Origin of the sequence: Pseudidiomarina sp. (assembly GCF_048268165.1) — a bacterium.
Taxonomy (GTDB): Bacteria; Pseudomonadota; Gammaproteobacteria; order Enterobacterales; family Alteromonadaceae; genus Pseudidiomarina.
On record NZ_JBLWWA010000001.1, the window covers coordinates 71,798 to 84,010 of the forward strand.

The following is a 12,213-nucleotide window of genomic DNA, read 5'->3' on the forward strand; positions in this document are numbered from 1 at the left end:
ATGAGTAAAAAAGTTACAATTTTTGGAATGCATTCAGTGCGTTCATTGTTAGAGCAGCATCCTGAACGCTTGGTTGAAGTTTTCGCCACTCGCGAGCGGCAAGATAAATCACTACAGGAATTAGTGAGTTTAACCCAACGCTTAGGTATTCGGGTGCAATTTGTGCCCAAGGCTACGTTGGATAAAAAGGCCGAAGGTGGCAATCACCAAGGGATAGCAATTACCGCATTGGAAGCGCCACAGCTCAACGAAAATGACCTTGATGGGTTGATTGATAAGTTTGGCAATAAAGCCCTGTTCTTGGTGTTAGATGGCGTTACCGACCCGCACAACCTTGGTGCATGCATGCGCACAGCCGATGCGGCTGGCGTTACCGCGGTAATAGTACCTAAAGACAAGTCTGCATCGATTAACCCAACCGTACGTAAAGTTGCAAGCGGAGCGGTTGAGGCCATCCCATTTGTGCAAGTGACCAACCTAGCTCGTACGTTGCGCCAGTTGCAAGACAAGCAGGTGTGGGTTGTGGGCACAGCTGGTGAAGCAAGTAAAAGCTTGTACGAAGTTGATTACACAGGGCCTGTTGCGATTGTTATGGGAGCTGAAGGTGATGGCATGCGCCGCCTCACCCGAGAAACTTGTGATGAGCTCATCAAGATTCCATTGCTGGGTACTGTGAGTAGCTTAAATGTCTCGGTCGCGACCGGTGTGTGTTTGTACGAAGTAGTGAGACAACGCCATGGCGTTTAAACGCAGTTGGTTGCCGCTGTTTTTAGTGGCGCTGGTGGTGGTCATGTTGGCGTTGGCTTGGCTGCCTATGGGTGATTTAACTCCCGAACAACGTTCGAACAAACCGTTTCTGTATGTCAGTTATGAAATTCAAGGCGATGTGAATGTGCAGCACCTTGAAGATGTTGCCTTTGATGTGCAACAGCGTATTGAGCAGCGTCATGAGTGGCGCTTGTTAGACCAACTTGAACCGCGTGCTTGGCAGCTTACCGTTACGGTAACCTCGGAGCAATTATTGGTGCTCATGGGAAATTTGGAAGCACCAGCCTCAGATGGCCTAAGTCAATCGGTGCAGCGGTTTAAAGTGCAAGGGCCAGCCGATAGTTATGCTGCTTTGCCGGAACAGTTTGTAAAAATACTCATTCAACTTGTTGAAAATGGCCACAACGCACAATCAAACTTGTGATTGCGCGCAATATCGGCTACACTCCCGCGGCTTAAATCAGTCTGAAGTATTAAATTTCAATTAAAAAGCGTTCCTTGCTGCTGAGGGTGCGACTGAGCCAGTTAGTAGCTATGAACCATAAGGAGCAGAAATGCGTCATTATGAAATCGTATTCATGGTCCATCCAGACCAGAGCGAGCAAGTCCCTGGCATGATCGAGCGTTACAGCGAGACCATCAAACAGGGTAACGGTACCATTCATCGTCTAGAAGACTGGGGCCGTCGTCAATTGGCTTACCCAATCAACAAGTTGCACAAAGCACACTATGTGTTGATGAACATCGAAGCGACGTCAGAAGTTGTTGATGAGCTGGAAACAGCTTTCCGCTACAACGACGCAGTATTACGCAACATGATCATGCGCAAAAAAGAAGCTGAAACTGAAGCTTCTCATATGAGCAAGAAAGAAGAACCGCGTAAATCTGATAGCCGTAACGAAGAGCAAGACGACAACGAAGCGGCGTAAGCCAAACCGTTGAGTCTACTATTGTGGAGCCTGTGCAAAATAACTATCAACTGAGCGGCGAAATTATTAAACCGCCACAGTTAACGCACAGCCCGGCTGGCATTAGCCATTTGAGATTTGTACTGGAACATCAGTCGGAACAAATCGAAGCCGGACTCCCTCGCCGCAGTTATGTTCGCATTACCGTGGTTATGAGTGGCGAATTAGCACCACAATGGGCAAAAGAATTAAACGTTGGAAGTGCAGTACAAGTCACCGGTTTTTTGAATCGTATTGAAGATAGAAACGGGATTGGCAAATTGGTACTACATGCCCAGCAACTTGTGAAGATTTGAGGAGACCATCATGGCTCGTTTTTTCCGTCGCCGTAAATTCTGCCGCTTTAAGGCTGAAGGCGTTAAAGAAATTGATTATAAAGATATCGCTACTCTGAAAAACTATATTACTGAGAGTGGCAAAATCGTTCCTAGCCGCATCACTGGAACTTCTGCGAAGTACCAGCGTCAGTTGGCGCGTGCAATCAAACGTGCACGTTACTTATCTTTGCTGCCTTATACTGATTCACATCAGTAAGCCGCATCGCGAACGATCTCAGAGACTCAGAGGTAGCGTACAATGGAAATCATTCTATTAGACAAAATTGCCAACTTAGGTAGCTTGGGCGACCAAGTTTCAGTTAAGTCTGGTTATGCACGTAACTTTTTGTTCCCACAAGGTAAAGCAGTTCCTGCTACCGAAGCGAACATTAAAGTATTTGAAGGCCGTCGTGCTGAACTTGAAGCAAAACTTGCTGAAGAGTTAGCCGCTGCTCAAGCACGTGCAGAAAAAATTAATGCACTTGAACCTATTGTAATCAGCTCTAAAGCTGGTGACGAAGGTAAATTGTTTGGTTCAATCGGTACTCGTGACATCGCTGATGCAGTAACTGCTGCTGGCGCTGAAGTTGCTAAGTCCGAAGTGTTAATGCCAAACGGCACCTTGCGTGAAGTTGGCGAATACGACATCGAGTTGCACTTGCACTCAGACGTATTTGCTACTGTTAAATTGCAAGTTGTTGCTGCTGACTAAGCAATCAGTCAAAGCAAAAAATAGAAAAGCTGTCCATTTGGACAGCTTTTTTTTTGTTTTTTTTTGAAGCGATATAAACCTTTGGGGAAAGGTGGGCGACTAACCTTATGACTGAAGTTATTGATGAATGCATCTGACCGACTAAAAGGAACTACTGTGACAGCTCAGGTGGTAACACATGCACACTTCGATGATCCCGATAAGGCGCTGGTGAAGCGCGCTGCTGAGGGTGATTTGATTGCATTTAGACAGCTCTATGATCGGCATCATCGGCGGGTTTATGGATTGGTGATGCGCTTAGCTGGGAATTTGGATACGGCAAATGATTTAACTCAGGAAGTTTTTATTCAGGTTTGGAAGTACTTAGCTAATTTTCGTGGTGATAGCAAATTTAGTACTTGGTTGCATACCGTAGCGACTCGAGTTGCTATATCCGAGCTGAGACAGCAATCTCGCAGATTAAATCATTTACAGTTTGTTGGTGACGATCAGCATGCGGTTGAGCAAGAGCTTACGCACGAAGACAGTCCAGATTTGGGTGAGTTAGATAAGCTCATCCAAAGGCTGCCACCGCAGACGCGCTGGGCCTTTGTTTTGCATTGCATAGAGGGGATGCGGCATGAAGATGTGGCAAGCGAGTTAGGTATTGCGGTTGGTACGAGTAAAGCACAAGTGCATCGGGCACGTACGTTGTTGGAGGAGTGGTTGAGCCATGACAGTATCTAAGAGTTCATCATCTAAGCTCGACGAACTAATTTCTGACGTTGCTGACAAGCATGCAGAGGTTAGCCCCAATAAAGATTTATGGCGGGGGATTGAGGCGAGCATTAGCCGTTCTCAAGTTAAGGTGTCGATAGGGCGCAACAGTTGGATGGCTTGGCTTTCGGCAACAGCAGCAACCGTGCTGGTTATGACTGGCGTCATGTTGAGTGCTATGCACCAGAACAACGCCCCCATCCCCAACCATCAAGGTATCGACTTGCTAACCATGCTAACGGAACAACACCAGCAGCAACGCCAAGTTTTGTTAACAAGCTTTAATGATGCTGGCTACCAGCAATCGGTTAGCGAATTAGAGAATGAATTGCAGCAACTGCGTGACGCTGCAACCCAAATTACGGCGCAGTTACGATTAGAGCCGGACAATGCAGAATTGTGGCAATTTTTGCAGTGGATTCATCAACAGGAATTGGATCTATTGCGCACCATGTATCAACAACCGCGCACCATGCAACGGGCGTAATAGGAGTTAGTGATGAAACGATTAATGTTATGGGTTATGAGTGGCGTTGTACTGACGCTATCAGCAAATGTTCACGCCGAACGGAAAACTGTTGACGAGGAAATGACGATTCCGAGCAATGCGCGCGTGGTGGTCGAAACGATGCGCGGCGATGTCATGATTAAGGGCACGGATAAGAACGTCGCTCATGTAAAAGGCAAGCTGGATGAGCATGCCGAGCGTTTTATATTCGAACTTAATGGGGATACGTTAACCATTAAGGTGGAAATGCCTAAGCGTGGTCGTTACAACGACAATGACGGCAATGAACTCACCATTTCGCTGCCGTCATCTGCTCGCGTTGAGGCAAAAGGGGTGTCAGTCGATTTCTCGGCGTCACAATTTACTGCGCAAAGCATGTTGAAAACAGTCAGTGGCGACATTAAAGCGAATGCATTAACCGGTGGTGTGAAGCTTGAGTCGGTTAGTGGTGATATTCATGCACGCGACTTAGCCGGTGAAATTGCATTAAGCAGCGTCAGTGGTGACGTTAGCGATAGCGATAGCGATAGCCGCCGCGCCACTTATGCCAGTGTAAGCGGTGACGTTCGGGTTAGCACGAATGCTGCTGTGGTGCGCGCAGAGTCAGTATCTGGTGATGTTGAATTGGCATTGCAAACGGTTGAATCCTTGCAGGTGAACAGTGTCAGTGGCGACGTAACCATGAAGCTAACAGCTGGCCCGGAAGCACGAATTAATGTCGAGAGTGTGAGTGGGGATGTGGATGCGAAGTTTAATGGTAGCATCAATGCCGATATTACCATTGAGACAAGTGCCGGCGGTTCAATTCACAATAAGCTCAGTAATGCAAAACCACAGAAGTCACCATTTGGAATTGGTGAACAGCTGGAGCTTGAGTTGGGTGAGCGAAGTGGTTCAATGCGGTTTGGTACTGTGAGTGGTAATGTCACACTATCTAACTGATATTATTAGTAAATACGTGTAATCGGTAAGCGAGTCAGCAAAAAATAAAAGCTGATTCGCTTCCTTCGTTCTGCATCATTTTGTATAGTCTCGCATGACAATCTAATTAAGGTTACTGAGATATCCATGGCAGAGAAGCGCAACGATAAGCAAACACGGAAAGATGCGAAGCTTGATGCGATAAAAACACCCCCGCACTCAATTGAAGCTGAACAGTCAGTGCTTGGCGGACTCATGCTTGATAACCAAGCTTGGGACACCATCGCCGGCGAGTTAATTTCCGATGATTTCTATCACCGTGGGCACCGATTAATTTACCGCGCCATGCACCACCTGTCCGAACGTAACCAGCCAATTGACTTAGTCACCGTATCTGAAGTTCTCGAAACATCGGCCGAACTGCAAGATGTTGGCGGTTTTGCATATCTTGGTGAAATTGCTAAAAACACACCCAGCGCCGCTAATATTCGAGCTTACGCGCAAATTGTTCGCGAACGCGCTGTATTGCGGGAAATGATCGCAGTTGCCAATGAAATTGCTGAGTCAGGTTTTGATACGCAAAACCGTACCTCTAGCGAGCTGCTGGATTTGGCAGAAAGCAAAGTGTTCCAAATTGCTGAAAAGCGCACCAACGAAAACGAAGGTCCGCAACCCATTTCGCCGATACTGCAAAAAACTATCGACCGCATCGACTTCCTAAGCCGCAATAAAAATCATAACGGTATAACGGGCGCATCAACTGGGTTTTACGATCTCGACCAGATGACCGCTGGTTTGCAGCCTTCAGATTTAATTATCGTTGCCGCGCGCCCGTCGATGGGTAAAACCACCTTTGCGATGAATTTGTGTGAAAACATAGCCATGCGAGCCGATAAACCGGTGCTGGTTTTCAGCTTAGAGATGCCATCCGAACAAATTATGATGCGTATGCTAGCATCGTTAAGCCATGTTGATCAGACTCGAATTCGAACCGGCCGCTTGGAAGAAGACGAGTGGTCTCGTATTGCGTCAACCATTAATATTTTGAAAGATAAAAGCAATATCTTTATCGACGATTCCTCAGGACTTACCCCAACAGAAGTTCGTTCACGCGCCCGTCGGGTGTATCGTGAGAGTGGCGGTCTTTCTATGATTATGGTTGATTATTTGCAGTTGATGACGGTACCTGGAATATCGGAAAACCGAACTTTAGAAATTGCCGAAATTTCGCGTTCATTGAAGTCCTTAGCGAAAGAGCTCGAGGTGCCTGTGGTGGCACTATCACAGTTGAACCGGTCGTTGGAGCAGCGTACGAACAAGCGTCCTGTTAACTCAGATTTACGGGAATCAGGTTCAATCGAGCAGGATGCCGATGTGATTATGTTTATCTATCGTGATGAAGTTTATCACCCTGAAAGTGAAGAGCGTGGTATTGCTGAAGTTATTATTGGCAAGCAGCGTAACGGGCCGATTGGCAGCGTAAAGCTTAAATTCCAAGGGCATTATTCGCGATTTGATAATCTTGCCAAGATGGATATGCCTGACGGGCCTGGTTACTAACGCCCGCAATTGTCGTGACACAAGTTACATACAATCTTTACAAAGCCCATGTGCTTCTATGGATTGCGAAGCCACTTTAAAGCCTTGACCTTCCGCTTGCTTACGCAACGCGTCGTATACACCGTCCGATTGAATTTCTTGTACCGAGCCGCATTGCTCACAAATTAGCATTTGTACTGGGTGTTGGTGGTCAAAATGGGTGCAAAGTACGTAACTATTGGAGGATGTGATTTTGTGGACAAAACCCTGCTCTTGCAAAAAGTCCAAAGCACGATAAATAGTCGGTGGCTTTGCATTCGGAACAGCAGCTTTAAGCTTGTCCAATAAATCATAAGCACCGATAGCTCCGGCTTGACCGGCTAATATTTCAAACACTTCGCGACGCGCTGGCGTTAAGCGTGCACCACGTTGTTCGCAAAGTTTTTCAGCCTTATTGATCAGGCGTTGGGTTTCTTGTGTGTTCATACAGCGCAGTTTACCATCGGAATCATAAGGCGCAAAGCTCCATCTATTTGCTTATTAAAGGAAGCAACAATGAAAACTATAAAAAAATTGGGATTGTTGGTTTGTTTGTATGCGTTCAGTATTGTGGCTATTGCCGCAGACGGCGCTTCAATTGACGCGTTACAGCAGCAGTTTAAGCGTGGTGAACTTACCAGTGTTGAGCTTGTTGAGCGTTATTTAACCCAGATTGAAAAGCATAATACCGATGGTGCTAACCTTCGTGCCGTTATTTCGGTGCAACAACGTGAGAAACTGTTAGACGTTGCAGCAAAGCTTGACGCCGAACGCGAAGCTGGTAAATACCGCGGACCCATGCACGGCATACCGGTATTGCTGAAAGACAACATCGATACTGCTGATGGGCTAGCAAATACAGCGGGTTCTTATCTACTGCGCGATCATATGCCGCCTGATGATGCTTTTATTGTGCAGCAGTTGCGCGATGCTGGCGCGATTATTCTAGGTAAGGCCAACTTAAGCGAATGGGCAAATTTTCGTTCAACCAATTCTTCTTCGGGCTGGAGTAGCTTGGGTGGTTTAGTGAAGAATCCCTATGATACGACCCGCACAGCCTGTGGTTCGAGTTCAGGTTCTGCTGTTGCAGTAAGCGCTAACTTTGTCTCTGTGGCTGTAGGTACCGAGACCGATGGGAGTTTAGTTTGCCCGTCAGCGATTAGCGGTGTGGTGACCATTAAGCCAACGGTTGGTTTGCTAAGTCGTGACGGCATTATTCCTATTTCACACAGCCAAGATACGGCCGGACCAATTGCTCGCAGTGTTGCAGATGCGGTGCATCTGTTGATGGCGATGCGCGGTTTAGATGAGCGCGACTCAGCGAGCTTCGCCTCAAACGTAGATTATAAAGAGAATTTACGCCGTGACGGCCTTGCAGGTAAGCGCATCGGTGTGATGCGCGATTTAGCGGGCTACAACAGTCAGCTCGACCAGGTATTTGATGCACAACTGGAGGTATTGAAGGCCGCTGGTGCAATTATCGTTGATGACTTGGAGTTCCCGAATGGACGCAATTGGGGTGGCGATGAGTACTCGGTATTGCTGTATGAATTTGGAGAAGGCCTGCGCACTTACTTTGAGCAAAGTCCACACCCTGAGTTCAGCACTCTTGAAGATTTGATTGCTGCGAACAAAGCGGAATCGAGTGTCACTATGAAGTGGTTCGGTCAGGAACTGTTTGAAATGGCTCTGGCGCGCCAAAGCGATCGTGAAGGCTATGAAAAAGCGCTTAAGGATGCGCGTCGTAAAGCGCGGGAGGAGGGCATCGATGCGGTACTATCAGCGAACGACCTTGATGTACTGATTGCCCCTACAGTTTCCCCAGCGTGGAAAATCGACTTTATTAACGGCGATCATTTCACGGGTTCTGCGAGCAGCGCAGCTGCGGTTGCTGGCTACCCACACATCACTGTGCCGATGGGGTTTGTGCACCACATGCCGGTAGGGTTGAGCTTTTTTGGTACCGCAAATAGCGAAGCAACCTTGATTGAAGCCGCTTATGGTTACGAAGCAAGAACACAAGCGCGTCGTGCACCGGTGTTGGCTAGCCCTTACTGAGCAAGAGTGGTAGAATCGCGCGCCGTTTTATTTGAACTGATGAACTAAGGTTAAACAGAAAGCCGATGACTATAAACTATGCTGACAAATTGATATCGATAGCGCCGATGCTCGATTGGACGGACCGTCACTGTCGGTATTTTCATCGGTTATTAACTCAAAAGTCAGTGCTTTACACTGAAATGGTCACAACCGGCGCGATTATTCACGGTAAAATGGACTTCTTGCAATTCAACGCTGCGGAGCAACCTGTGGTACTGCAGCTGGGTGGTAGCGACCCGACCGCCATGGCTGACTGCACGGTGCGAGCTGCGGACCGTGGCTACCGAGAAGTGAATATTAATGTTGGCTGCCCTTCGGATCGTGTTCAGAATGGCAGCTTTGGCGCTTGCCTAATGGCCCAACCTGAAACGGTCGCTGCTTGTGTGAAAGCTATGAAGGCTGCGTCGCCTAACACCGTGGTGTCAGTGAAAACGCGACTAGGAATAGATGAACACGACAGCGACGAATATCTGCAAGCCTTCCTTGAGCCAGTGATTGACGCTGGTTGCGAGCACTTTACCTTGCACGCACGCAATGCTTGGCTGAAAGGATTAAGTCCGAAGCAAAACCGTGATATTCCACCGCTGCGTTATGATCGCGTATATCGCATGAAGCAACGGTACCCGGAGCTAAACATTTCAATTAATGGTGGTATTAAGACCGTTGACGAAATCAAGCATCATTTGGAGTACGTAGATGGTGTCATGATTGGGCGAGAAGCCTATCAAAACCCATTACTACTAACCCAATTTGACGGTTTGTTCGGTGAACAACATGAATTAAACATCGAACATGTCCTAGAAGAAATGATTCGCTACACCGATGCCCATGTATTAACTGGTGGGCGTCCTTGGCATGTACTGCGCCATATGATTGGGCTTTTTCAAGGTGGGCCCGGTGCCAAAAAGTGGCGTCAAGTATTAAGCCAGCAAGGGCCAACGGCAGGAAATGCGCGTAGCGTGATAGAAGCTGCATATGGTGAAGTTATTCAAGCACGTTTACATTTTGCCGAAAAAGTCGCCGATTTCGCTAACGAGGCTAATGTTAGTTAACATTTCTTTTGTTCCATACATAACCGAAGAGCCGTACACATGTACGGCTCTTTTGCGTCTAAAGCACTGAAAATATAGATTTAATCCTAGTTTCGCAACAAAAGGCGGAAGTTGGCACAACCTTTGCATTATTCCTGTCGACTAAATAAATAGTCATTTTATTTACAGGAGATAACCCATGAAAACCACTATCGCAACAGTCATTTTATTATCTAGCGTATTTGCAGGTTCTGCCTTTGCTAACGAATCACAACCGCGCGACGTGCTGGAGTCTTCTTTGCAACGCAGCATTCAGCAGGAAGTTGAAGTAACTCGCAGCCAAGTTAAAGCAGAAAACCAATTAGAGCTGGTGCAGTACTTTGCTGAATTCAAATTTGCATTAAATCCAAGCCGTGTTGCCTCAACCGTGGCAGAAGCCGCAGCTGATTACTTAGTTGGCAACGAGGAATAACCGATGTGGATGCAATCGAGTTTGTTGGTTGTGATGATGGCCGCCCCTGTATTGGGTACAGTGGTTGCAGGTGCGGTCGTTATCGTTTCCACTGCGGTGAGCGTCGACAAATCCAAGTGAATGCGTAGTAAACATGTGGTAGGCTGAACTTCACTTTTAATTATTATAAAGAGGAAGTTGCAGCGTGAATAAGCCGCTTGTTTTGGGTTTGGTCGGCGCCCTAAGCCTGACAACTGCAGCCGCAGCTCAGCAGTACACCGCGAGTGAGCGAGCGCATGAAATTGCACAAAAAAATCTGATCATCGATACCCATATCGATGTGCCATATCGTTTGAACAAAGACTGGGAAGACGTAACGCGTGCAACAGCCCGTGGTGATTTTGATTATCCACGCGCAAAACAGGGCGGGTTGAACGTCCCATTCATGTCGATTTATATTCCCGCTCAACTAGAACAAACTAAAGGTGCGAGCTATCAATTGGCACATCAGCTTATCGATAGTATGGAAGCACTTGCCTGGCGCGCGCCGCACAAGTTTGCGATGGCTTATAGTGTTGACCAAGCCATGCAACAACAAGAACGCGGTGTGATTTCTATCGCTCTTGGCATGGAAAACGGTTCACCGATTGAAGGTGACATGAATAATTTATACGAATTCTACAATCGTGGTATTCGTTATATTACGTTGGCGCATAGCCAGTCGAACCATATCTCAGACTCGTCCTATGATATTCGACGTCAGTGGAATGGTTTGAGCCCGTTCGGTAAAGAGCTGGTCAAAGAAATGAATAAAGTCGGTGTGATGGTTGATATTTCGCACGTATCGGATGAAGCGTTTTGGCAGGCCGTCGAAATATCAGAAGTACCGGTTATTGCATCGCACTCATCGTTGCGCACGTACACTCCTGGATTTGAACGCAACATGAGCGACGAGATGATCAAGGGCCTCGCCAAAAATGGCGGTGTCATTATGATCAATTTCGGTTCATCGTTTGTGACGCAACAAGCGAATCGTTACGGTGACATTGTACGCAAGCAAATTGCCGCTATTAATGAACAGTTTGGTGAAGGTTCTGATGAGGCTGAAAAGCGTATCGCTGAAGTGCGTGCCAAAAACCCGTTCCCATATGCCACACTCGAAGAAGTTCTTGATCACATTGACCACGTGAAAAACCTAGTGGGTATCGATTATATCGGTATTGGTTCTGACTACGATGGGGTAGGCGATTCATTGCCAGTTGGCTTAAAGGATGTAACAACCTATCCAAACTTGGTGCAAGGTCTACTTGACCGGGGTTACAGCGAAGCTGATATCGAAAAAATATTATACAGAAACTTTGTTCGTGTATGGCGCGAAGCGGAAGACTACGCAGCGAAACATTAAGAACCAAGAGCGTTATTCGTTATTCGTTAATCGTTAATCGAAAAAGCGAAACACCAAAAGCGTAAACAAAAAATCTCCGCCACACTCAGTGCGCGGAGATTTTTCTTTTCCACGACCAACCAATAACGAATAACGAATAACGAATAACGAGTAACGAATAACGAACATCGATGTTGCTTTTTCCCTTCAAAAGCGTATAATTCGCGGCCACAGTGTTGATCCCCGTAAAGGATTTCAACGCTGGTAGTTGGTTGCCACAGCAGTCCCGATAGGGGATTGAATGGATTTTTCGTTGAAAATGCCACGCCCGGTATGCTGCCAGGGTGTCGGTTTTTTTCTGTGCTCTTTTTTAAATGCTCTTTATTAATTGAGGCTTTGATTTTTATGGCTAATCAAAGAATTCGGATTCGCTTGAAAGCGTTCGATCATCGTCTGATTGACCAGTCGACTGCAGAAATCGTTGAGACTGCAAAACGCACTGGTGCTCAGGTACGTGGCCCAATCCCACTGCCAACGCGCAAAGAACGTTTCACTGTGTTGATTTCACCACACGTGAACAAAGATGCGCGTGACCAGTACGAAATCCGTACCCACAAGCGTTTGATCGACATCATGGACCCAACTGACAAGACTGTAGACGCGTTAATGCGTTTGGATCTTGCGGCGGGCGTTGATGTTCAGATCAGCCTGGGTTAAGC

General features: G+C 47.0%; 16 protein-coding genes. 15 read left to right on the forward strand and 1 reads right to left on the reverse strand.

Features of this window, described 5'->3' with window-relative positions:
• From rlmB to dnaB, 10 genes are all read left to right on the forward strand, one after another.
• On the forward strand, positions 1-747 hold the full coding sequence (gene rlmB, locus ACN0UY_RS00310) for a 23S rRNA (guanosine(2251)-2'-O)-methyltransferase RlmB (RefSeq protein ID WP_417664855.1): 747 nt from the start codon (positions 1-3) through the stop codon (positions 745-747).
• Complete coding sequence (locus ACN0UY_RS00315; protein ID WP_417664856.1) at positions 737-1,192, forward strand: hypothetical protein; 456 nt, start codon at positions 737-739, stop codon at positions 1,190-1,192. Before rlmB ends, ACN0UY_RS00315 begins: the two co-directional genes overlap by 11 nt.
• Before the next feature lie 130 nt (positions 1,193-1,322).
• Positions 1,323-1,697: a 30S ribosomal protein S6 gene (gene rpsF / locus ACN0UY_RS00320; protein WP_128352033.1), complete on the forward strand. Its 375-nt coding sequence runs from the start codon at positions 1,323-1,325 to the stop codon at positions 1,695-1,697.
• 32 nt (positions 1,698-1,729) lie between these two features.
• Entirely contained in the window at positions 1,730-2,032 is a 303-nt protein-coding gene (gene priB / locus ACN0UY_RS00325) for a primosomal replication protein N (protein ID WP_417664857.1), read from the forward strand.
• Between the two features lie 10 nt (positions 2,033-2,042).
• Positions 2,043-2,270, forward strand: a complete 228-nt coding sequence (gene rpsR, locus ACN0UY_RS00330) for a 30S ribosomal protein S18 (RefSeq protein ID WP_006956988.1) — start codon at positions 2,043-2,045, stop codon at positions 2,268-2,270.
• Positions 2,271-2,312: 42 nt separating this feature from the next.
• Entirely contained in the window at positions 2,313-2,765 is a 453-nt protein-coding gene (gene rplI, locus ACN0UY_RS00335) for a 50S ribosomal protein L9 (RefSeq protein ID WP_417659509.1), read from the forward strand.
• Positions 2,766-2,921: 156 nt separating this feature from the next.
• Positions 2,922-3,491: an RNA polymerase sigma factor gene (locus ACN0UY_RS00340; RefSeq protein WP_417664858.1), complete on the forward strand. Its 570-nt coding sequence runs from the start codon at positions 2,922-2,924 to the stop codon at positions 3,489-3,491.
• Complete coding sequence (locus tag ACN0UY_RS00345) at positions 3,478-4,008, forward strand: hypothetical protein (protein WP_417664859.1); 531 nt, start codon at positions 3,478-3,480, stop codon at positions 4,006-4,008. The genes ACN0UY_RS00340 and ACN0UY_RS00345 overlap by 14 nt, the downstream gene beginning before the upstream one ends.
• Before the next feature lie 12 nt (positions 4,009-4,020).
• Complete coding sequence (locus tag ACN0UY_RS00350) at positions 4,021-4,971, forward strand: DUF4097 family beta strand repeat-containing protein (RefSeq protein ID WP_417664860.1); 951 nt, start codon at positions 4,021-4,023, stop codon at positions 4,969-4,971.
• A gap of 126 nt (positions 4,972-5,097) precedes the next feature.
• Positions 5,098-6,510, forward strand: coding sequence for a replicative DNA helicase (dnaB, locus tag ACN0UY_RS00355; protein ID WP_417659505.1), 1,413 nt, complete (start codon positions 5,098-5,100; stop codon positions 6,508-6,510).
• A gap of 24 nt (positions 6,511-6,534) precedes the next feature.
• On the opposite strand, the gene zur is transcribed toward dnaB, so the two are convergent.
• Complete coding sequence (gene zur, locus ACN0UY_RS00360; protein ID WP_417664861.1) at positions 6,535-6,975, reverse strand: zinc uptake transcriptional repressor Zur; 441 nt, start codon at positions 6,973-6,975, stop codon at positions 6,535-6,537.
• 69 nt (positions 6,976-7,044) lie between these two features.
• Here zur and ACN0UY_RS00365 point away from each other — a divergent pair, with 69 nt between their 5' ends.
• From ACN0UY_RS00365 to rpsJ, 5 genes are all read left to right on the forward strand, one after another.
• Positions 7,045-8,586: an amidase gene (locus ACN0UY_RS00365; RefSeq protein WP_417664862.1), complete on the forward strand. Its 1,542-nt coding sequence runs from the start codon at positions 7,045-7,047 to the stop codon at positions 8,584-8,586.
• 65 nt (positions 8,587-8,651) lie between these two features.
• The gene (gene dusA, locus ACN0UY_RS00370) at positions 8,652-9,680 is read left to right on the forward strand and encodes a tRNA dihydrouridine(20/20a) synthase DusA (protein WP_417664863.1); all 1,029 of its coding nucleotides are present in this window, start codon (positions 8,652-8,654) and stop codon (positions 9,678-9,680) included.
• Positions 9,681-9,858: 178 nt separating this feature from the next.
• Positions 9,859-10,131, forward strand: coding sequence for a hypothetical protein (locus tag ACN0UY_RS00375; RefSeq protein ID WP_339877798.1), 273 nt, complete (start codon positions 9,859-9,861; stop codon positions 10,129-10,131).
• Positions 10,132-10,315: 184 nt separating this feature from the next.
• A complete protein-coding gene (locus ACN0UY_RS00380; protein ID WP_417664864.1) occupies positions 10,316-11,515 on the forward strand; it encodes a dipeptidase in 1,200 nt (399 codons plus the stop codon).
• A gap of 384 nt (positions 11,516-11,899) precedes the next feature.
• Positions 11,900-12,211 (forward strand): 30S ribosomal protein S10, encoded by a 312-nt coding sequence (rpsJ, locus tag ACN0UY_RS00385; RefSeq protein WP_008488677.1) that lies wholly within the window; start codon positions 11,900-11,902, stop codon positions 12,209-12,211.
• The last annotated feature ends 2 nt before the right edge of the window (positions 12,212-12,213 follow it).

Coding starts and splice junctions, on each gene's coding strand:
- rlmB (WP_417664855.1), top strand. CDS start 1: ATGAGTAAAAAAGTTACAATTTTTGGAATGCATTCAGTGCGTTCATTG.
- ACN0UY_RS00315 (WP_417664856.1), top strand. CDS start 737: ATGGCGTTTAAACGCAGTTGGTTGCCGCTGTTTTTAGTGGCGCTGGTG.
- rpsF (WP_128352033.1), top strand. CDS start 1,323: ATGCGTCATTATGAAATCGTATTCATGGTCCATCCAGACCAGAGCGAG.
- rpsR (WP_006956988.1), top strand. CDS start 2,043: ATGGCTCGTTTTTTCCGTCGCCGTAAATTCTGCCGCTTTAAGGCTGAA.
- rplI (WP_417659509.1), top strand. CDS start 2,313: ATGGAAATCATTCTATTAGACAAAATTGCCAACTTAGGTAGCTTGGGC.
- ACN0UY_RS00345 (WP_417664859.1), top strand. CDS start 3,478: ATGACAGTATCTAAGAGTTCATCATCTAAGCTCGACGAACTAATTTCT.
- ACN0UY_RS00350 (WP_417664860.1), top strand. CDS start 4,021: ATGAAACGATTAATGTTATGGGTTATGAGTGGCGTTGTACTGACGCTA.
- dnaB (WP_417659505.1), top strand. CDS start 5,098: ATGGCAGAGAAGCGCAACGATAAGCAAACACGGAAAGATGCGAAGCTT.
- zur (WP_417664861.1), bottom strand. CDS start 6,975: ATGAACACACAAGAAACCCAACGCCTGATCAATAAGGCTGAAAAACTT.
- ACN0UY_RS00365 (WP_417664862.1), top strand. CDS start 7,045: ATGAAAACTATAAAAAAATTGGGATTGTTGGTTTGTTTGTATGCGTTC.
- dusA (WP_417664863.1), top strand. CDS start 8,652: ATGACTATAAACTATGCTGACAAATTGATATCGATAGCGCCGATGCTC.
- ACN0UY_RS00375 (WP_339877798.1), top strand. CDS start 9,859: ATGAAAACCACTATCGCAACAGTCATTTTATTATCTAGCGTATTTGCA.
- rpsJ (WP_008488677.1), top strand. CDS start 11,900: ATGGCTAATCAAAGAATTCGGATTCGCTTGAAAGCGTTCGATCATCGT.